The organism is Streptomyces sp. NPDC002870 (assembly GCF_042888505.1).
Lineage (GTDB): Bacteria > Actinomycetota > Actinomycetes > Streptomycetales > Streptomycetaceae > Streptomyces.
The window spans coordinates 225,848-249,002 of sequence record NZ_JBIAPW010000008.1; the positions used below are offsets into that span (position 1 = coordinate 225,848).

Sequence of the window (23,155 nt, forward strand, 5' to 3'; positions counted from 1 at the left end):
CAGGCTGGGCGACGTCAGCGTCATCTGGGAGCTGACCGAAGGCCCGCACCCCCATGTGGCCGAGGCCTGGGGCTGGTAAGAGCGAAACGAGCCGAATTTTCCGGCATGCATCGCGTTCGCGCCTGGTGCGCGATGCCAATTCAGCGTGCCCCGACGGAGAGTGAAGGTCTGTTGGATTCCACCCGAGGATACGCAGAGTCAGACAGAGCAGGAGAATTCGATTAGCATTCCTCCGGAACCGTCCTTGTGTTGGGTCGGGCTGCAATTACTCGCCCCCTCCGTGCGAACGGGCATGGGGGGAGGATGCCTTGTGGATCATTGTCGTACGGATGTCTGTGGGTACGCCTGTTCCGCTTGAATCACTGAGCGGGCCTTCCAGATTTCGCCCTTTACGTGTCCCTTTGGACTGGCTCATTCTTGCCTGGAGCGCAGGTTGGTCCTACCCGGTCGTGAGACGCGGGACGAGGGGGCTTCGTGGACGAACTCAGGGGGACGGAGCGCGAAGGCGACGGGCGGCCTATGGCTCCCGCCGTCTCGCTGCCCAAGGGCGGGGGCGCCATTCGGGGAATCGGAGAGAAATTCGCCGCCGATCCGGTGAGCGGTACCGGCCGGATGTCCGTTCCGATTGCGACCAGTGCGGCGCGTGAATTGACGCCTTCGCTTTCACTCTCGTACGACTCCGGAGCCGGAAACGGTCCGTTCGGGCTGGGCTGGCAGTTGTCCGTGCCCTCCGTCACCCGACGCACGGAGACCGGCCTTCCCCGCTACCGGGAGGCCGAGGACTCAGATGTCTTCGTGCTGAGCGGTGCGGACGATCTAGTTCCCTTTCCGCCCGGCCACGAGGACCGGGAAAGCGAGGTCGCCGGATACACCGTGCGCCGCTACCGGCCGCGCATCGAAGCCGGCTTCGCCCGCATCGAGCGCTGGACTCGGGCCGCCGACGGAGAAGTGCACTGGCGGGTCCTGTCGGCGGACAACGTCCTGAGTGTGTACGGGCGGGACAGCGAATCGCGCATCGCCGACCCGGACTTCCCGCACCGGGTGTTCAGTTGGCTGCTGTGCGAGACCCGTGACGACCGGGGAAACGCCGTCCAGTACCGCTACAAGCGCGAGGACGCCGAAGATGTCGACGTCACGCTCCCTCATGAACGGGGCCGCGGCGGCAGGGACAGCTCTGCACGCACCGCGAACCGGTATCTGAAGAGCGTTCGTTACGGCAATCAAGTTCCGCTGCTCGACCGGAACGGGCGCCGCCCGGTGGATGTCACGCCGGAGGCGCTGCGCGACGCGGGCTGGATGTTCGAAGTGGTCTTCGACTACGGCGAGCACCAGGACGAGACCCCCACACCGGCCCCCACCGGACCCTGGCTCTGCCGCGCCGACCCGTTCTCGACCCACCGCCCCGGCTTCGAGGTACGCACCTACCGGCTGTGCCGGCGCGTGCTGATGTTCCACCACTTCCCGGGCGAGCCGGGGGTGGGCCGGGACTGTCTCGTCGCCGCCACCGCCTTCGCCTACCGGGCCGCGCCCGACACCCAGGGAGTGCCCGGCGACGCACAGCGGGGCCACCCGGGCGGCTCCTTCCTCGAATCGGTCACCGGCAGCGGATTCCGGCGGGCCGCCGGCGGCGGATACACCAGCCAGTCGCTGCCGCCGCTCACCTTCACGTACACCCGGGCCGGGATCAGCACCGAGGTGCGGCGCCTTGACGAGGGCAGCCGGGAGAACCTGCCCGCGGGCCTGGACGAGACCCTCTGCGAATGGGTCGACCTGGACGGCGAAGGGCTGCCCGGAGTGCTCAGCGAGCAGGGCGGCGCCTGGTATTACAAGCCGAGCCTCGGCGAGGGCCGGCTCGGCCCGCTGCGGCGCCTTGGCACGCAGCCATCGATGCAACTGCGCGCCCCGCTCCATCAGTTGACCGACCTCGGCGGTGACGGCCGGATCGATCTGGTACGCCTTGGTGGCGAGCCGCGCGGCTTCCACGAGCGCACCGCCGACGGCGAGGGCTGGGAGGCCTTCACCCCGTTCGCGGCCGTGCCGGACATCGACTTCCGTGCCGCCTCGACCCAGCTGATGGACCTCACCGGCGACGGCCTCGCGGACCTGCTGACCTGTCAGGACACCGGTGTCGTCTGGTATCCCGCGCTCGGCGCCCGGGGCTTCGGGGACCCGCAGGGCGCTCCCCACCCCGACGAGGACGGCGCGGGCCCGCGCCCGCTGCTCGGCGACAGCACCCAGACCCTCTTCCTCGCCGACATGTCCGGCGACGGCCTCACCGACCTGGTGCGCGTCCGCAGCGGAGAAGTGCGCTACTGGCCCAATCTCGGATACGGGCGGTTCGGCGCCCCTGTCGTCATGAGCGACGCCCCGCTGTTCGACACCCCCGACCGCTTCGACCCGCGCAATCTCCACCTCGCCGACGTCGACGGCTCCGGCACCACCGACCTGCTCTACGTCTCCCCGGACGGGGTGCGGCTCTGGTACAACCGCTCCGGCAACGCCTGGGGGCCCGCCTACCAGCTGCCCGCCCTGCCGCACCTCGGCCGGCCCGCCCAGGTGCGCACCGCGGACCTGCTCGGCAACGGCACCGCCTGCCTGGTGTGGTCCTCACCGCTGCCCGCCGACGCGGACGACCCGCTGCGCTACATCGACCTCATGGGCGGCACCAAGCCGCACCTGCTGGTCGGAGCCGACAACCACATGGGCGCCCAGACCCGCGTCCGCTACGCCCCCTCGACCGCCTTCTATCTCGCCGACCGGCGCGACGGGCGGCCCTGGCACACCCGCCTTCCGTTCCCGGTGCACGTCGTCGAGCAGGTCGAGCACCTCGACCACGTCCGGCGCACCCGCTTCACCACCCGCTACGCCTACCACCACGGCTACTACGACGGCGTGGAGCGGGAGTTCCGCGGCTTCGGCATGGTCGAGCAGCACGACACCGAGGCGTACGAGGGATACGCCGCCGAGGTGGCGCGCACCGGCGGCGCGCAGGAGACCGCACCGGCCCTGTACCAGCCGCCGGTCACCACCCGCACCTGGTTCCACACCGGCGCCCACCCCGACGGTGCGGACCTGCTGGAGAAGATCACCGCCGAGTTCTACCTGGGGCAGCGACACCTGCCCGCTCCCGAGCTGCCCGACGGCCTCGACGCGCAGGAACTGCGCGAATGCGTAAGGGCGTTGAAGGGACTACCGCTGCGCAGCGAGGTCTACAGCTTCGACGGCTCCCCGGACCAGGACCACCCTTACAGCGTCACCGAGAGCTCGTACGCGATCGAGCGTCTGCAGCACGCCCACGGCGCGGCGCACGCGGCCTTCCTCGTCAAGGGCCGCGAGACGATGACCCGCCACTACGACCGCGACCCCTCCGATCCACGCATCGCGCACACCGTCGCCCTCGAACACGGACCGCACGGACGGGTCCTGCGCTCCGCCGCGGTCGTGTACGGGCGTCAGGTGGCGGACACGGCGTTGCCAGCCGAGGTCACCCGCGACCAGCGGCGCCTGCACATCACCTGCGCGGAAGCCGACTACACCCCGGACCTGGACGCGTGGACACCCGTACCGGCACACCGCCTCGGCGTGGCCTTCGAGACCCGCAGTCACGAGATCACTGGTCTGGCCCCGGCCGCCGGCGCCTTCACCCCGCAGGAACTGCGGGACGGCATCGCCCGTGCGAGCGCCATCGGTTACGAGGCCGACCCCGACGGCACGTCCGTACAGAAGCGCCAACTGGCGGCGGACCGCGCCCTGTTCCGGGACAACGCGCTCGACCCGCTGCCGCTCGGCCAGTGGGACACCCTCGCCCTGCCATACGAGAGCTACCGGCTGGCCTTCACCCCCGCCGTGGTGGCGGACCACTACGGCGGACAGATCACCGACGCCGACTTCATCGCTGCCGGATATGTGCACTTCGCCGGCGACGCGAACTGGTGGATCCCCTCCGGCACCGACATCCGTCCGTCCGGCGACCCCGCCGCCCGCTTCTTCCGCCCCATCGGCGCCAGGGACCCCTTCGGTGTGGAAACGGTCACCGACTTCGACGCCTACGACCTGCTGCCCGAGCGGGTCCGCGTCGTTCAGGCGCCCTGGAACACCACCCAGGTGGTCAACGACTACCGCGTTCTGGCCCCCGTCCAGCTGACCGACCCCAACGGCAACCGGTCCGCGGTCGGGTTCGACGCGCTGGGCTCCGTCGTGAAAACGGCGCTGCTCGGCAAGGAGGGCGCGGGCGAGGGCGACACCCTGGCAGACCCGACCACCCGCCTCGAGTACGAGCTCTTCAACTGGACGCGCCACGGCAAACCCAACTTCAGCCGGACACTCGCCAAGGAGGAGCACGGCAACCCCGCCTCCCGGCTGCGCGAGTCGTACACACATCTCGACGGCAGCGGCGCGGTGGCTCTGACCAAGGTCCGCACCGCCCCGGGCGAGGCACCCACCGTGCGCCCCGACGGCACTGCCTCCACCGTCCACGCGGACCCGCGCTGGATCGGCACCGGACGCACGATCTTCAACAACAAGGGCCTGCCGGTCAAGAGTTACGAGCCCTACTTCAGCTCCACCCACGAGTACGACGCCGAAGAGGCGATGCGCACCATCGGCTCCACCGCGATCCGCTTCTACGACCCGGTGGGCCGCACCGTCCGCACCGAACTGCCCGACGGCACCTTCACCCACACCGAGTACGGGCAGTGGTCGAGCCTGTTCCACGACGCCAACGACACCGTGAGGCAAAGCCGTTGGTACCAGCGGCGCGGCCGACCCGATCCGCTCACCGAGCCCGAGCCGCTGGCAGACCCCGAAAGGCGGGCTGCCTGGCTGGCCGCCAAGCACGACGGAACACCCACCGCGACTCATCTCGACAGCCTTGGCCGCCCCGTGCTCGCGGTTGCCTCCCATGGAGGTGGAGCGACTTCGTCCGTACGCTCGGAGACCGACCTGACGGGCCGTCACTCTCGGATCTTCGACCAGTTGGGCCGTCCGGTCGCCTCCGGCTTCATGGGCATGGCCGGCACGCCTGTGCTCTCCGACAGCGCCGAACGCGGCCGGCGTTGGACCTTCGCCGATATCGGCGGCGGCCTGGTGCGGATGTGGGACGAACACGGCCGCGTCTTCCGTGCCGAGTACGACGCGCTGCGCCGCCCGGTCAGCGGCCTGGTCCGCCCGCCCGGCGGGACGGAGACGGTCTTCCGCCACACCGTGTACGGCGACCGGCACCCGGAGGCCGCCGAGCGCAACCTGCTGGGCACCGCCCACCAGGTCTTCGACTCCGACGGTGCGGTACGCATCCTGCGCGCCGACTTCCGTGGCAACCCCACCGAGGTGGAGCGTCTCCTGTCCCGCGACCACGCCACCGAAGCCGACTGGAGCCCGGTGGCGGCCGCCTCCTCCTACCAGGCGGTGCAGACGGCGGCCGCACCCCTGCTCAACAGCGCGGAGCCCTTGAGCGCGACCTCCGCCCACGATGCGCTGGGCCGTCCGGTCCGCCTCACGCTCCCGGACGGCACCGAGATCGTCCCCACCTACGACGACTCCGGTCGGCCCGCCTCGATCGCGGCGCGCATCGGCGGCCAGGGCGCCCCGGTCACCTTCCTGAAGGAGCAGGACTACGACGCCCTGGGCCGGCGCCGCTTCGCCCGCTACGGAAACGACCTGCTGACCCGGTACACCTACGACCCGGCGACGCTGCGCCTGACCGGCCTGGTCACCGGCGAGCCCGCAACCCCCCTGCAGGACCTGCACTACACCTACGACCCGGTCGGCAATGTCACCCAAGTCCGCGACAGTGCCCAGCAGACCCACTTCTTCGCGAACCAGGTCGTCGAGGCAACGGCCCGCTACGAGTACGACGCCCTCTACCAGCTCGTACGGGCCTTCGGCCGTGAGCACGCCGGCGGCGGCAACGACACCACGCGTACCGACGCCGACCTCGCGCCCGTCACGCAGCTGCCGCACGTCAACGACTCGGCGGCGGTTCGCACGTACAGCGAGAGCTACGAGTACGACCTGCTCGGCAACCTCACCGCGATGCGCCACCGCGCCGTGGGGGACCTGTGGACCCGCCGCTACCGCTACGCCTACCAGGACGACCCCGCCAACCTCACCAACCGCCTGTCCGCCACCAGCCGTCCCGGGGATCCGACCGCGGGGCCTTACACCGCCACCTACGACCACGATCCCCGGGGCAATATGACCCGGCTGCGTACCGCGACCCCCGACGAACTGGCCTGGGACGCCTTCGACCGACTGCGCCGCGCGGACCTCGGGGGCGGGGGAGTGGCCCACTACCGCTACGGCGGCGACGGGCAGCGCACCCGCAAGGTGGTCGAACGCCCCGGCGGGGAGATCATCGAGCACATCTACCTGGGCCCGCTGGAGATCCACCGCCGGCGGCAGGGGACCGGCGCGCCGTTCTACGAACGGCACACCCTGCACCTGTCCGACGACGCCGGCCGAATCGCCCAGGTCGACATCAAGGTCCGCGACGACCGCGGCAGCGATCCGGCCAATCCGCTCGGCGCCCCGCTGATCCGCTACCAGTACGGCAACCATCTCGGATCGGCGACCCTGGAGACCGACGAGAGCGGTCGGCCCCTCTCGTACGAGGAGTACCACCCCTACGGCACCACGGCCTACCGCAGCGGCCGTCCGGGCACCGACCTGAGCCTGAAGCGCTACCGCTTCGCGGGCAAGGAACGTGACGAGGAGACCGGTCTGTACTACGTCGGGGCGCGCTACTACGCGCCATGGCTGGGCCGTTGGACCGGCCCGGACCCGGCGGGATTCGTCGATGGGCTCAACCTCTACCGCTACTGCCGCAACAACCCGGTGATGCGGGCCGACCCGGACGGCCTCGACTCGCAGATGGTCCTCGTCAAACCCCATCCGGTCACCGGACGCGAGAGCTTCGGCCAGGTCAGTTCCCTTGCGCGAGGCATCCCCGGCTGGCACCTCAACCCGGCGGTCACCGCGCAGAACTTCCGGGACTACTGGGTGGCCCCGCAGGGCGACCAGGGCGGCGTGTGGAACGTACTGGTCCCCGATGCCCCGGTGACCGTAGGGGAGGCAGATGCCGCGCCGGGCAGCGGGCAGAGCGGACAGCAGGCCGCCGCGCCCGAACCGGAGCCGCCTCCACCGCCCGAACCGGCCGCAGAGCCTGAGGCGGCGCCCTCCGTCACCGGTTCGGCGGCCGCCCAGGCCGCACCCGCCGCGGAACGGTTCATCTGGGAGTACGACTTCCCCAAGCAGGGCAGACCAGGAAGCCGGCGCGGTCAGATCCTGGAATGGATGTACGGCGTGCCCTGGCGGGACAGCGGCAAGGACATGGACCTCATGACCGACACCGCGGTCCAGCAGGTGAAGTCCACCGACGTGGCGCGAAAGGGCGACGTCACCCGCAAGGCCGCCAAGGCCGCCGCGAACTACATCAGGGACAACCCTGCAGCCGCGGGCACCCGGCGTCCGCAGCCGGTCGTCGTCACGCGTACGGACGTGTCGGCGAGCAGCGCGAACGACATCACCACCGCGCTTCAGCCGGGACGCGGGCGCAAGATCCCGGCGAACGCCCTGCCCCCCGAGCACATCCGCGGCCTGCCCGGCAGGTGGGGGCAGGTCGGTGCGGGCCTGTCCGTCGTCGGAACCGGACTCTCCGCCTACTCGCTCTACCAGGACTGGGAGCGCGGCGACTGGGCCATGGGCGTCGGCGACGCCCTGAGCACCGCCGGCGGAGGCCTGGAGCTGTACGCGCTGGGGAGCACCGGGGCCACGGTCGCCGGTGTCAGCGCGATGAGCGCGGGACTTGTGCTCGGCGGCCTGGGCATCGCCGCGGCATCCGGTGTCTACGGCTACCGGGCCTACCAGGCGGGCGACACCGCGGGCGTCGCCGCGGGCGTCGTCGGCGTCGCCGCCGGGCTTGCCATCGCCGCCGGAGTGATCTTCGGTGCGCCGCTGTTGCTCGCCGCGGGTGCGATCGCCGCCGTCGGGGTCGGCCTGTTCCATCTGTACCGCTGGCTCAGCAGCCGTCCCTGAACATCCGCCCACGAGCCCTTGATGACACACCATCACCTCTGAGCTTGCGAAAGGACGCCGGCCGATGCGCGAGGCGACTCAAACCAACAGGTTCACCGTCCTCGGGCGCGTCATCAGCGTCTCCGGACTCCCCTTCCCCGGCCTGACGGTACGGGTGTACGTCAAAAGCGGCAGCTCCGCCAATGAGCGGGAGGTCGGCGAGCCCGCCACCACCGACGACGACGGCCGCTATCTCGTCTCCTTCCAGGGGCTCGGCGTCGCCGGCCTCGCCGCGGCCCAATTCCTGTGCCGCATCCGGGTGTTCAGCGACAGCGAACAGCTGGGCGAGAGCCCGTTCGTTCGCCTCGACGAGGAGACCGTGATCGATCTGACGGTCGACCGGGAGCCGGGGGAGCCCGGCCAGAAACCCCTGCGCGTCTACGGCGAGGTCCGCGACCGCGCGGGCGACCTGCTGCGCGGGGGCAGCGTCGAGGCGCTCGACCGGGACCTGCGCAGCGAGGAGCAGCTCGGCAGCGCGCAGTTGCGGGAGGGAAAGTACGAGATCCGGTACAGCGCGGATCAGTTCCGGCGCTCCGAGAAGGACAGCGCCGACCTGGTCCTCAGGGTGCTCGGGGCGGACGGCGAGGAACTCTTGCGTACCCCGGTGCACTTCAATGCCCCCGATGAACTGGAGTGGAACCTCACACTGGGGGAGCGGGAGTACCCCGGCCCCTCCGAGTGGGAGGTGGTCAGCGGTGAGCTGACGCCTCTGCTCGACTCGGTGTCGCCGGTGGAGCTGCGCGAGGACGACCGGTTCCAGGACATCTCGTTCCTGGCCGGGGAGACGGCACGTACACCCCTGGCCATCGGCGTGTGGGTCGGCTGCCATCGGCTCGCGGCCAAGACGGCCAGGGAGAACGTGCCGCTGGCCGCCGAGGTGTTCTTCGCCTTCCTGCGCCAGGGCCAGCCCTCGATCTTCAGCGAGTCCCTGCTCGAAGACATCAAGGACCCCCAGCGCATGGCACAGCTGGAGGACAAGACCCTGCGCGCCCTTGCCGAACTGGCCGAGGAGACCCAGAAGTCCCTGCTGGAGACGGCCCTCGCGGAGAACCTCGTCCCGTTGGCTGTCGAGGAGCGGATCCCCGCGATCCTGGAGACCCTCCGGAAGATCAAGCTGCGCTACACCGGGGACACGGTGCTCGGCGAGGGCCAGGGCACGATCGGCGACCTGCTCGACCTCACCCCCGACGCCGCCGAGAACAAGACCCGTTTCCTGGACGCCTTCTCGTCCTTCTCCGGATCGCCGGACGACTTCTGGGACGGCATCGCCCGGGACGAGGTGATCCCGCCGGGGACCGTGCCGCGTGTACGGCTCTCCCTGGAGCTGGGCGGTCTCACCCGCAACCACGTGCCGCTGGTCGGGGCTCTGGCCAACCGGTTCAGCGAGCAGACCGCACAACTCGCCGGCCGATCGGTGGAAGCGCTCGCGGTGGAACGGGAGGCGTTCGAGCGTTCCCTGGCCCGGCTCTCCACGGACGAATGGGAGCGCCAGCTGGAGCAGCCCGCCCCCGGAGGCGGCGGTCCCATCGGCGCGCCCGAGGACACCGAGGGCGACACGCCAGAGGAGAAACGGCGGGTGTACGCGGCCAGTCTGGACCGGCAGTTCGAACGGGCCTTCCCCACGGCCTCGTTCACCGGAAAACTCGACCGCGCCCAGCGGCAGAACCGCTCCCTGGCAGCCGGCGGGGATCAGCAGCTGGTGCACTTCCTCGACCATAACCCGGGCTTCGAACTCGACCGGATCCGCGTCGACCACTACATCGACCAGACTCCCGGCGCCCTGGAGGGGATCGAGGACCCCGAGGCGCTGGCGACGGACCTGAAGGCGGTCCAGCGGACGTTCAAACTCGGGCCCACCTACAGCTCGGTCAAGACGCTGCGCGACCGTGGCCTGGACTCCGCCCAGGCCGTGTACTTCCTGGGCCGCGGCCAGTTCGTGGCCGCCGTCACCGGCGCCGAGACGGCGCGTAACGGCATCCTGGCCGCCCGGCTCGCCGCCGCCGGCGAGGACGCAGAGGCGACGCCCCTCGCCGAGACCACCGCGCTGCGCCTGTACCGCCAGGCCGAGAACGTCTACGCCCAGTCCCTCGCCCTCTACAGCGACTACAACCTGGCCTTCGCCGGGGCCACCCCCTTCGCGCTGCCCGACCAGACTCCGGACGCCGAGACCCAGGCGAAGATCCGGGCGCTGCCCAATCTGCGGACCCTGTTCGGCTCCCTCGACTACTGCGCCTGCGCACCCTGCCGCTCGGTGCACAGCCCCGCCGCGTACTTCGTCGACGTACTGCGCTTCCTCGGGCAGCGCGGCACTCAGGGCAGCGGGCCGCACGCGGGCAAGAGCGTGCGCGATGTCCTGCTGCAGCGCCGCCCCGACCTGGGGGCCCTCGAACTCAGCTGTGAGAACACCGAAACCCCGCTGCCCTACGTCGACCTGGTCAACGAGATCCTGGAGGACGTCGTCGCCCCGCCGGTGCCCGTGCCGCTCGATGTGGCCCTCGCCGCCGAGCTCACCGCAGGGCCGATCTCCCCGGCCCTGCGCGCCGCACTGGCCGCCCAGAACATCACCGTCGCCGCCGACGCCCGGGTCCAGGCCCCGGACAGCCGCGGCCTGTGGACCATCCGCGACAGCCGTCATGCGTACACCGTCTCCCGCCACCCGGTCGAAAGCGGTGAGGAACTACGCCTGTTGGTTTCGCGCCAGACCTTCGGCTCCGCGGCCGAACTGCGCGCCAACCCCGAGTACACCAACCAGGAGGCCTACCGCCGGCTGCGCCGCGAGGTCTTCCCGCTGCACCTTCCCTTCGACCTGGCGCACCTTCAGGTCCGTACGTATCTCGACCACCTCGGCGTGCCCAGGCCGGAGTTGCTGGATCTGCTGCGGCGGGGCGGGCCCGGCACGCTCACCGAGAACCAGCTCGCCGCGGCCTGGCTCGGCCTGACCGAGACCGGACGGCTGATCGTCACCGGGAACCTGCCCGATCGGCGGCCGTGGGAGTTCTACGGCCTGGCCGAGACCGGCAACGACATCCCCGACCCGGACGACCCCGCCCACAGCTTCACCGGTACCTGGACCGAGGTGCTCAGCCATGTCCCGGTGCTGCTGCACCGCACCGGTCTCGCCTACACCGGCCTGCTCCAACTCCTCGAGACGAGCTACGTCAACCCCGACGGTGACCTGCGGATCGTGCAGGCGGGCGAGGGCGCCGGCGCCGAGTGCGACATCTCCACCTTCACGGTCCGCGGCCTGGACGCCGCAGCACTGGACCGCATCCACCGGTTCGTCCGGCTGTGGCGGGCGCAGGACTGGACGATGGTCCAGCTCGATCTGCTGCTGCCCGTCCCCGACGAAACGCTCGCCGCGACCCCCGGAGTGATCAGCAACAGGGCGCTGCGGGAACTCGCCGGGCTGCTGCGCCTGCGCACCCGTCTGGGCCTCGACTGGATTGATGTCCGCAGCCTCTTCCGTGGCATCGAGCACAGCGTCCACCGCGACTGGGGCCGTGAGGGCGCGCCGGACGTCCAGAGCCAGTACCAGCGACTTTTCCGTAACCGGTTGGTCGACGCGGTCGCCGAGTTCCCCGCCGACCCCGACGACATCACCGGCACCGTCGGCGACCGGGTACCCGGCATCCTCGCCGCCTTCCGCATCCAGGAAGCCGATCTCCAGCTGATCCTCGACCACCTCGGAGTCGACACCGAAACCCCTCTCGACATCGACGTCCTCAGCGACATCCACCGCAGCACCCTCGCCGCCAAGGCGCTGCGGCTGAGTGTGGATCAGTTCCTGCGGCTCGTACGGCTCTGGGACCGGGACCCCTTCACCCGCCCGGCCGCCATGGAGGACTTCGCAGACCTCGCGGCCTTGGTCGCCGCCTCATCCTTCTCGGTCGCCGAACTCGACTATCTCCTCGCCCACCAGATCACCCCCAACTCCGCCACCGCGCTGGAGAACAAGACCGTCACCGCCTTCCTGACCGCGCTGCGCACCGGCCTGGAGAAGATCACCACCGAACTGCGGATCAAGGACGAGGAGAGCCCCGAGGCCTATGTCCGGGCCCGCCTCGGACTGCTGCCCGCGCTCGCCGCCGACGCCGACCAGATCACCGCGCTCGCGATCGCCGACGGCACCTGGCAGGGCGAGACGGCCCGGCGCGACGCGCTGATCGCGCAGTACTTCACCGGGGTCCTCGACCTCGCCGAGGCCAACAGCCGCCTCGCCGCGCTGCCCCCGGGACTGACCCCACCCCAGCGCCAACAGGCCGTCGACGCCCGCTTCGGCTACCTCCAGCCCGCCCTCGAGGCGTTCTTGCTGACCACCCAGCGCGAGGCGTTCCTCGCCCAGCAGAGCGGCGACCTGCTGCGTCTGGACGTCCCCACGGCCACCGCCCTGCTCACCGCCCTGCACCTGCCCGGCTCCGCCACCACATTGCTGCGGGACATCAACGACCCACGCCTCCTCGAGCGGCTGCCCGACGGCAGCTACCGCTTCGCGCCGACCGAGGCCGATTTCCCGGCCGCCTTCGGGGCACTGCGCCTGCTGCACAAGAATGCGCTGGTCATCGGCAAACTCCACCTCACGGCGAGCGACGTGGAGTGGTGGCTGGCCGACGGGCACGCGAGCGGCCTGGGCTGGATGCACCCGGGAGAATTCCCCGTGGACGCCGTCGGCATCCCGGTGCCGCTGTCGGCGTGGACCGCCCTGGTGCGGTTCTTCACCTGGCGCGCCGGGCTGCCGCCGTCCGCTCTGACCGCGCTGGAGTTCGCCGCCCGGGTCCTGGACCCCGTCGTGCCCTCGGACGCTGTTCTCACCGACCTGGCCACGCTCACCGGCTGGCTGCCCGGCGACATCGATGCGCTGGTGGCCGCCTTCGGCTGGCTGGACGCCACCAGCGGCCTCGATGTGGTCAAGGAGCGCCTTGCGGACGCGGAAGAGCTGTTGCGGCTCGCGTCCGCAGCCGCCCTGCTGCGGCGGGTGGGCGTGGGCGCCGCGCGCGCCCTGTCCTGGGCGGTCGCCGAGCCCGGGGAGGAGACGGCGGAGAGCCTGAAGCAGACCGTGAAGGCCAAGTACGACCTCGCCCAGTGGCAGGAAGTGATCCGGCCCCTGCAGGACGTCTTCCGCGAACGCAAGCGCAAGGCGCTCGTCGACTGGCTCGTCGCCCACCCCGCCCCGGCGCTCGGCCAGAGCTGGAGCGATGCCGCCGGCCTCTACCACCACTACCTCATCGACGTCGAGATGAGCCCGTGCATGCTCACCTCCCGCCTCAAGCAGGCCGGTGCCTCCGCCCAGCTGTTCGTGCAGCGCTGCCTGCTCAACCTGGAGACCGACATCCTGGCCTCAACCGAGCTCGACCCCCGGTGGAAGCAGTGGACGTGGATGAAGCGCTACCGGGTCTGGGAGGCCAACCGGAAGGTGTTCCTCTACCCGGAGAACTGGCTGGAGCCGGAGCTGCGCGACGAGAAGTCACCGTTCTTCCGGGACCTGGAACAGGAGCTGATGCAGAACGAGGTCACTGCCGAATCCGTCGAGGATGCCTTCCGCACGTACGTCGAAAGCCTCGACAAGGTCGCCAACCTGGAGATCCGGGCCCAGTACACGGAGGTCGTCGGCCCCGACGAGACCTATCTGCACGTCATCGGCCGCACCCGCTCCAGCCAGGGAGCCGAGTACTACTACCGGCGCCGGGTCAACGGAGCGCGCTGGACACCCTGGGAGAAGATCGACCTCGAAGTCAACTCGGGCCACCTGGTGACCGCCGTGCACCATCGCCGACTGCACCTGCTGTGGCCGCAGTTCCTGGAGAAGGCCACCTCGCCCAGCCGGGTGCCCACGCCGGGACCCAACGCCACGGCCCCGCTGCCCGCACCGGACAAGTACTGGGAAATCCGGATGTTCTGGAGCGAGCTGAAGAAGGGCCGCTGGACCCCGAAGGTCCTCTCCGACCGGCCGGCCGTCATCTGGCAGTCAACTGCTGGAGGGGACAACCCCCACCACGTCGCGTTGCGCGTCCGCCCGCAGCCCCATGGCATCCGCACCCAGCTCTACGTCAGCCGTGACCCGGCCGCCAACGCCCCGCGCAGCATCCGGGCCTTCGACAAGTCCGGGCCGCAGATCAGCCTCGCGCACACCGGAAACCTCTACGAACACCTCATCTCCCCGGCCCAGAGCCGCCTGCGCGACGGCCTGATCCAGCACGACTCACAGGCACTGTGCTTCTCGTACAACTCCCTGTTCGAGGACACCTTCAAGCCGCACACTTTCCCCGCGCACTCGCAGGCCCTCTCGCTGTGGCTGGCGAACAACATCGAGGCGGGATCGACGTACTCGGTGATCGACTCGACGGCGCAGGACCTCCCCTCCTACGGCACGTCCTTCCTGTGGGACTCCCGGCACACCTACCTCATGTCGCTGAGCCAGTGGACCTGGTGGTTCTGGTGGTTCGGATTCGCCTGGGGCGGCTGGACGTTCGCCCAGGCCCGCTTCGACATTCACTACCACCCCTTCACCGACCTGTTCGTGAAGGAGCTCAACGCAGGCGGAATCAAGGGGATCTTGAACCGGCGGATCCAGACCGCCCCGCAGAGCGTGCCGGGCGCACCCGGCCTTTTCGACTTCGCCACCTACCAGCCGACCACCTTCTACGCCCCGCCGCCGTGGCCCGTCGAGGACGTCGACTTCAGCTACCAGGGCGCCTACGCCCCCTACAACTGGGAGCTGTTCTTCCACGCGCCGCTGCTGCTGGCGCAGAAGCTCGCCGCCAACCAGCGGTTCGAAGAGGCACTGGAGTGGTTCCACTACATCTTCGACCCCACCAGCACCGACACCTCCACCCCCGACCCGGACAGCCCCCAGCAGAAGTTCTGGATCACGAAGAAGTTCTACGAGACGACGACCGCGCAGTACCACGCGCAGCGGATCGAGAACATCATGCGCGCCGTCGCGCAGGGCGACACCGAACTGCGCGCCCAGGTCGCCGAGTGGCGCAACAACCCCTTCAACCCGCACCTGATCGCACGGATGCGGACGGTCGCCTACCAGAAGAACGTGCTCATCAAGTACGTGCAGACGCTGATCGCCTGGGCCGACCAGCTCTTCGGGCAGGACACCATCGAGACCGTCAACGAGGCCACGCAGCTCTACGTCCTGGCCGCCTCCGTGCTCGGCCCGCGCCCCCGCAGCGTACCGAGAAGGACGGCGGAGGAGGCCAGGACGTACTACCAGCTGCAGACCGAGCACATCGACGACTTCGGCAACGCCCTCGTCGAGATCGAGAACCTCCTCGCGGACGTCGACCCCGGCGGCATCGAGGGTGACGAGGAGGGGCCGGAACTGCCACGACTGGACGTCCTGTACTTCTGCGTCCCCCACAACAGCAAACTCCTCGGGCTGTGGGACACCGTCGAGGACCGGCTGTTCAAGATCCGCCACTGCATGAACCTGCAGGGCGTCGAGCGCTCTCTGCCGCTGTTCGAACCGGAACTGGACCCTGGCGCGCTCATCGGCGCCGTGGCGCGCGGCGGTGACGTCGCGGCGGGCATCGCCGACCTGAACGCGCCGCTGCCGCTGTACCGCTTCTCTTTCATGATTCAGCAGGCGAAGGCGATGTGCGACGAGGTCAAGTCCCTCGGCGCCGCCATGCTCTCGGCCCTGGAGAAGCGGGACGCCGAGGCCATGGCCCTGCTGCGCTCCACCCACGAGCAGCAACTGCTGCGCCAGAGCCGGCTGGTACGCGCCGACCGGATCGAGGAGGAGACCCGCACCCGCGAGAGCCTTCAGGAGAGCCGTAAGGTGGCCGAGCGGCGCCGCGACCACTACCGCCGCCTGCTCGACGACGGATGGAACGGCTGGGAGAAGGCCTGGCTCGGCCTCACCATCGGCGCGATGGGCCTGGAGACCGCGGGCACCGTGCTCAACTTCCTCGCCTCACCGATGGCGGTCATCCCCAGCATCTCGGCCGGTGCCTCCGGCTTCGGCGGCTCCCCGGTCGTCACCGTGTCCATCGGCGGCGAACAGGTCTCTGGAGCCCTCAGCAAGACCGCCGAGGCCCTCAAGGGCCTGGCCAGCATCGCCCAGATGGGCGCGGGCATGACCGCCACCATCGGCTCCTACGAACGCCGCGTCCAGGAGTGGGAGTTGCAGCGTTCCCTCGCCGAACAGGAGATGGTCCAGGCGGACAAGCAGATCGCCGCCGCGGCCGTACGCATCCGCATCGCCGAGCGCGAACTGGCCGAGCAGGACAAGCGGATCGAGAACGCCGCGGGCGAGGACGAGTTCCTGCGCGGCAAGTACACCAACCAGGAACTGTACGACTGGACTGTCACCCAGCTGTCCACGCTGTACTTCCAGAGCTACCGGCTCGCCCACGACATGGCCCGGCGGGCCGAGCGCTGCTTCCGGTACGAACTGGGCCTGGCCGACTCCGACTACGTCCGCTTCGGCTCCTGGGACAGCCTGAAGAAGGGCCTGCTGTCCGGTGAGCGTCTCGGGCACGACCTGCGGCGCCTGGAGACGGCGTACTACGAGCAGAACCGGCGCGAGTACGAACTCACCAAGCACCTCTCGCTGGCCCAGCTCGACCCGGTGGCGCTGCTTCGCCTTCGGCAGAACGGCGAGTGCTTCATCGACATCCCGGAATCCGCCTTCGACATGGACTACCCCGGCCACTACTTCCGCCGCCTGAAGACGGTCGGACTGACCATCCCGTGCGTCAGCGGCCCCGCCACCACCATCGCCTGCACCCTCACGCTCACCAGCAACCGGCTGCGCAAGGACGCCACCCTCCTTGCCGGGAAGTACGCGCGGGACACCGCCGGCGACGACCCCCGCTTCCGCGACGAGGTCGGCGCGGTCCAGTCGATCGCCACCAGCACCGCCCAGGACGACCAGGGCCTGTTCGAACTGAGCTTCCGAGACGAGCGCTATCTGCCCTTCGAGGGCGCGGGTGCGGTCAGCTCGTGGCACCTGCGGCTCAACAAGGACCTGCCGCAGTTCGACTTCGCGTCCATCTCGGACGCGGTGCTGCACCTGCGCTACACCGCCCGCGAGGGCGGCGCCGTCCTCAGGTCGCAGGCGGCCGGTGAACTGCGCCAGACGCTCAGCGACGCGGCCCTGGCCGAGGGGCGGCGCGGCCTGTACCGGGTGGTCGACCTCCGGCGCGAATACCCGGACGCCTGGTACCGCTTCCTTCACCCCGGCGGCACCACCGACGACCAGCAGCTCACGCTCGAGGACCTGCCCGACCGGCTGCCCTACTTCACCCGCGGCTTCGAGGACAGGAAGGCCCGCAGGATCGAGATCGTCGTACGCGCGAAGGAGCCGGCGTCCGCATTCGAGGCGATGCTCTCACCGCTGGGCAGCGCCCCGGCAGACCTGATCCCGGTCGGCCCGGACTCGTACTTCCAGGGCCTGCACAGAGGAGTGAGGGACCTGACAGGCAATGCGATCGACCTGGGGGCCTGGACGCTGAAGCTGAGGCGCACGGGTGCGACCGATTTCCACTCGCTGCCGGCGGACGCGGTTCAGGAGGCGTTCCTGATCGTCAATTACACCGTCGGCTGACGGGGCTGGGCGGATCCCAGGAGTCCACGTTGCGCTGTAGCTCCGCCCGGCCGCCCGGCGCGAGGCGCAGTCGCCCGGGGTGAGCCGTGTCTCACCCCGGGCGGTCCCTCTTGTGTATGCAACGAGTTGCATAGCAGCATCGGGGCATGGCGCTCGAACACGCGATCCTCGTCTCTCTGCTGGAGAAGCCGGGCTCCGGCTATGAGCTGGCCCGGCGGTTCGATCGGTCCATCGGTTACTTCTGGACCGCCACCCACCAGCAGATCTACCGCGTCCTCAAGCGTATGGAGAGCGACGGCTGGATCGACGTCCGCGAAGTGCCGCAGCAGGCCCGGCCGGACAAGAAGGAGTACTCCGTCGCCGCCCTCGGCCGGGCCGCCCTCTCCCAGTGGCTGCACGAGCCGATCGAACCCGAGAGCGTACGGCACGACCTCGCCGTGAAGATCCGCGGCGCGGCCTTCGACGACCCGGCCGCGCTGATCCGCGAGGTCGAGCGGCACCACCAGGCGCACACCTGCCGCCTCGCGCACTATCTCGCGGGGGAGCTGCGTGATTTCACCGGACATGAGGCTCCCGGAACGCCCGACGCCGGGCAGGAGCTCCAGCACGTCGTGCTGCGCGGCGGCATCGCGTACGAGCGGATGACGCTCGCCTGGCTCGACGACGTGCTCGCCACCCTCCACCGGCTCGGCCCCGATCGCTGAAACCGGCGCCGGCGAGCCACCCGCTCGCCCCGAGGCCAGATCCCTCACCGTCACCCACCTGAAGATCTCCAGCCCACAATCCCTCCCCTGAGCCGGAAAGGCGAACATCCATGGCCGACCCGCTGCTGTTCAACCCGCGCACCTACGACCCGGCGCACTTCGACCCCGAGACCCGCAGGCTGCTGCGCGCCACCGTCGACTGGTTCGAGGACCGTGGCAAGCGCAGGCTGATCGAGGACTACCGCTCCCGTGCCTGGCTGGCGGACTTCCTCGCCTTCTCCGCCAAGGAAGGGCTGTTCGCGACCTTCCTCACTCCGGCCTCCGACGCCGGGCAGAAAGACCAGCGGTGGGACACCGCTCGGATCGCCGCTCTCAACGAGATCTTCGGCTTCTACGGGCTGGACTACTGGTACGCCTGGCAGGTCACCATCCTCGGTCTCGGACCGGTCTGGCAGAGCGACAACGCCGCCGCTCGCACCCGCGCGGCGGAACTCCTCTCCCAGGGTGAGGTGTTCGCCTTCGGCCTGTCCGAGAAGTCCCACGGCGCCGACATCTACTCCACCGACATGCTGCTGGAGCCCGACGGTGACGGCGGCTTCCGGGCCAGCGGCTCCAAGTACTACATCGGCAACGGCAACGCCGCCGGGCTCGTCTCTGTCTTCGGCCGCCGCACCGACATCGAGGGCCCCGACGGCTACGTCTTCTTCGCCGCCGACAGCCGACACCCGGCCTACCACCTGGTGAAGAACGTCGTCGACTCCTCGAAGTACGTCAGCGAGTTCCGCCTCGACGACTACCCGGTCGGTGCCGACGACGTACTGCACACCGGCCGGGCCGCCTTCGACGCCGCCCTCAACACCGTCAACGTCGGCAAGTTCAACCTCTGCACCGCCTCTATCGGCATCTGCGAACACGCGATGTACGAGGCCGTCACCCACGCGCACAACCGCATCCTCTACGGCCGCCCCGTCACCGCTTTCCCGCACGTGCGCCGCGAACTGACCGACGCGTACGTCCGTCTCGTCGGGATGAAGCTGTTCAGCGACCGTGCTGTCGACTACTTCCGCTCCGCCGGCCCCGACGACCGGCGCTACCTGCTGTTCAATCCGATGACGAAGATGAAGGTGACCACCGAGGGCGAGAAGGTCATCGACCTGATGTGGGACGTCATCGCCGCCAAGGGGTTCGAGAAGGACACCTACTTCGCCCAGGCCGCCACCGAGATCCGGGGGCTGCCGAAGCTGGAGGGCACGGTCCACGTCAACCTCGCGCTGATCCTCAAGTTCATGCGCAACCATCTGCTGGACCCGGCCGAGTACGCGCCCGTGCCGACCCGCCTCGACGCGTCCGACGACGCTTTCCTCTTCCGGCAGGGACCGGCCCGGGGCCTGGGCTCCATACGCTTCCACGACTGGCGCACCGCCTACGACGGGTATGCCGATGTGCCCAACGTCGGCCGCTTCCGGGAGCAGGCGGACGCCCTGTGCGAGTTCGTGACCACCGCAGCCCCCGGCGAGGAGCAGAGCCGCGACCTCGATCTTCTTCTCGCCGTCGGCCAGCTGTTCGCGCTGGTCGTACACGGTCAGCTCATCCTGGAACAGGCGCGCCTGACCGGCTGCTCGCAGGACGTACTCGACGAACTGTTCGCTGTCCTCGTACGCGACTTCTCCTCGCACGCCGTCGAGCTGCACGGTAAGGACTCCGCCACCGCGGAACAGCAGCGCTGGGCGCTGGGCGCGGTCCGGCGCCCGGTCGTCGACGACGCCCGCTCGGCCCGAGTCTGGGAGCGCGTCGAGGCACTGTCCGGGGCGTACGAGATGGCGCCGTAGCAGCAGACCGGGCTGTCCGCCGGCCGGGCCCGCAGGCTCAGCCGCCGTCCGCACGCGTCGGCGAGCGCCGCCGGGCCGACTGCCGTCGGCGACCGCCCGTCTCGGACCGCAGGAAGCCACAGCGCTCCCCGCGGCTCCGAGGCGGGCAGTCACGGGCATGGGTGCTCGTTGCCCTTCGGCCCCCACCTCGTGCGTTCATCGCCGCGTGCCACCGTGCCGCACAGCAACTCGGTCGCCGGCTCGGCACTGCTGCCCCGCAGCACCGCAAGCAGCTTGTCCTCCGTCAGACGTCCCCCGCCCGCCGCGCCGTGCGCGTCGATACGGCCGGTGGCGCCGTCGAAGCCCCCGCCGCCCAGGCCCTGGTAGAGCACGCCTTGCAGCAAGCCGCGGTCGAGGCGGTCATCATGTCCGCCGGTGGTGCGCCAGGCCTGGTCGATGCCTTCCGCGAGATAGCGCAACGCGTCCCAGGCGAGCGCGACATGGCCGTCCTCGCGCATGGCCTTCGTCCTGGCGCTGCGGTCGCCGCCGTACGAACGGTCGTATGCGGCGAGGAATGCCGCGGCCTCCGGGCTCCGTGCCGCCAGCGTGGGGGCGTAGCCGTGCGAGACGTAGAAGAGGCTGAGGCCCTTGAAGTCGTCCCAGGGGCGCTGCTCTTCCGTCAGCGTGTTGGTGACGTCGTCGCCGCCGAGCACGCTGATCTTCGGGCAGTCGCCGGAGATACGGGCGATCTCGGCCAGGAACAGCTGGAACTGGCTGGCCCGCGCCGACCACACCACCGCCGTCCGCGGCTCCTCACTCACGGCACGGCAGACCTCGCGGGCCAGGTCCTCCACGGTCGGCACGGGCCGGCCGCCGAGCGCACCCGGCACCGGCCCCGGTTCCGGTGCGTCGGTGGGGGTGTAGAGGAGTACGTCGGTGCGCCCCGGCCCGTACGACGCGCGGAAGGACGCGGCAAGGCTGTTGCTGTAGGCGTCGGTGGCGTCGGCAACAAGACTCACCCGGCGCGCCTTCTGGCCGCCCGGCGTCATCCCGGCGCTCGAAGCGAACGCTGCCATCAGCTCGGCGGCCCGCGCATCGGTGGGGGCCGTCTGGTAGTAGTGCTCGCCCTGGCGAAGGAGTTCATCGGCGGTGCCCGAGGTGCCGACCATCGGGATGCCGGCCTTGTCGAGGATGTGTATCGCGTCGTACGTGTTGCGGCGGCTCTGCCCGAAACCGACGACGCCCGCGATGGACGGATCGCTCGCGGCGAGCTCCGCGATCCGGTCGGCGACGGCGGGTGCGTCCTTGAAGCGGTCACCCGCGTTGGCGGCGAGCACCCGCAGCGGGACGCGCTCGCCGGAACGCAGCGCCTGGGCGTTGATGTGCTGCTGTGCCAGCGCGATGCCGCGCAGCTCCGCCAACGTGCCACCGCGCACCGGGTCTTCTGCGTTCTTGCCGCCGGTGAGCGGGCCGAAGTAGACGACGGTGCGGCGACCGGGGCGCGCGTCGTCGCCGGGCCGGCCGGCGAGCTCCTTGTCGACCTCCTCGTTCTGCCGCTCGATCTGCTGGAGCACGGCCCGTAGGGCCTGCTCACTCGGCTCCTTGCCGAAGCCGGCCGCGCCTTCTGCGACGCCGACGCACTGCCCGTCGGTGCCGAGGAAGGTGGAGCCCTGGCAGGGGTCGTCCTTCTCCCGGCTCCCGATGTCCGGTACGAGGACGAGACCGGCGGCGAGCGCGAGCGTCAGCGCCCCGATGCCGAGCACACCGGCCACCTCGGCGCCGGGACCCCAGCGCGGCGACGGCGTCACCAGCGTGGGCCAGCGGCCCAGCCAGTACACCGCCGCCTGGTCGTCCTCGGGTCCCTCGGCCACCGGCACGACGATGCCGGTCGGCTGGCCCGGCGTCATCCCGCGCCGCTCGATGTTGATCAGCTCGGCGCCGGCGTGGGCGAGGCCCGATGCGTCGATGTCGGGGATGCGCGAGGCCAGCGAGCGTACGCCGCCCGCCACTGCGAACACCGAGGTACAGCGCAAGTCCTCCATGGCGGAGCGCAGTTCACGCAGGAAGCGCTGAACGCGCGAGTCGGCGGGCCCGGCCTCGTCGAAGAGAAGCACGAAGCGGGAGGCGCGGCGTCGCCGCCAGGGGTTGAAGAGACGGGCCCGGCACGCCTGGTCGAGGTCGGCGAGCAGGGCGTGCATGAGCACTCGGTCCATGCGCTCCGGCTCATTGGCCGGCTCGCCGTGTACGAGGTCGAGCGCGGAGCGGAAGAAATCGGTGGGCGGGCTCCCGTGCTGACGGCGCACCCACTCCGCGTACCAGCTGCGGCTGCGGGCCCGCCCGAGCATGCGGCGGTTGGCGCGCCAGCCATAGTAGGCGCGCGGCAGCCGCTGGAAGAGCGGGCCTGCGATGAAGTTCCACAGCAGCTCGAGCAGCGTGCCGCCGCTGGCCTGGTCGCGGCCGCCGAGCCACCACAGGGTCTGGGCGGTACGGGACCAGTTGCGGTGCTCCGCGTAGCAGTGGTTGCGCAGCTCGGCGTGGCGGCGCTCCATGAGTCCCTCGATGGCGGGCGCGGTGACGACGGAGCGCAGCAACCGGTAGCTGTGCAGCCGTAGTTCACCGGTGCCGGGTGGCATGGTCTCGGCGAGCTGAAGGGTCAGATGCTCGAAGAGTTCGAGCGGTGGCGGGTCCGTCCCGTCCGGGATCTGCGTGATGTACGCGTGCGGGGCGAGGACCTCGCTGCGGCCGCGCATCCGTGAGCGGAGCCCTGTGACGATCCGGCGTCCCGCGTTGCCGCCGCCCGGCTCACTGAGCAGGACGACCGGCACTCTGCTGCGGCTGCGCCGTGGCTGTACGACCAGTTTGTCGAACGCGTCGATGAAGCGCTCGATGCCCGGATAGGCCGGAATACGGCTTTGTGGATCTCCCGCAGTCATGAGCAGGCCCCCCTTGTTCCCCCTGAGAAGCAAGGGTTATTCCCATTGACTGCCATATGCAAGCGTGGAGTTGGATCACATGGC

General features: G+C 70.1%; 5 protein-coding genes. 4 read left to right on the forward strand and 1 reads right to left on the reverse strand.

What is annotated here, in order from left to right; translation table 11 throughout:
• Nucleotides 1-474 precede the first annotated feature (474 nt).
• From ACFYWY_RS13290 to ACFYWY_RS13305, 4 genes are all read left to right on the forward strand, one after another.
• Complete coding sequence (locus tag ACFYWY_RS13290) at nt 475-8,031, forward strand: SpvB/TcaC N-terminal domain-containing protein (RefSeq protein WP_389184355.1); 7,557 nt, start codon at nt 475-477, stop codon at nt 8,029-8,031.
• A 64-nt stretch (nt 8,032-8,095) separates the two neighbouring features.
• On the forward strand, nt 8,096-17,626 hold the full coding sequence (locus ACFYWY_RS13295) for a neuraminidase-like domain-containing protein (RefSeq protein ID WP_389184358.1): 9,531 nt from the start codon (nt 8,096-8,098) through the stop codon (nt 17,624-17,626).
• 146 nt (nt 17,627-17,772) lie between these two features.
• Nucleotides 17,773-18,330 carry a PadR family transcriptional regulator gene (locus ACFYWY_RS13300; protein WP_389184360.1) on the forward strand — a complete coding sequence of 186 codons (558 nt, stop codon included), beginning with the start codon at nt 17,773-17,775 and terminating at the stop codon, nt 18,328-18,330.
• A gap of 110 nt (nt 18,331-18,440) precedes the next feature.
• A complete protein-coding gene (locus ACFYWY_RS13305) occupies nt 18,441-20,159 on the forward strand; it encodes an acyl-CoA dehydrogenase family protein (RefSeq protein WP_389184363.1) in 1,719 nt (572 codons plus the stop codon).
• A gap of 149 nt (nt 20,160-20,308) precedes the next feature.
• Here ACFYWY_RS13305 and ACFYWY_RS13310 read toward each other — a convergent pair whose 3' ends face one another.
• Nucleotides 20,309-23,071, reverse strand: a complete 2,763-nt coding sequence (locus ACFYWY_RS13310; RefSeq protein ID WP_389184366.1) for an ABC transporter substrate-binding protein — start codon at nt 23,069-23,071, stop codon at nt 20,309-20,311.
• Nucleotides 23,072-23,155: the final 84 nt, after the last annotated feature.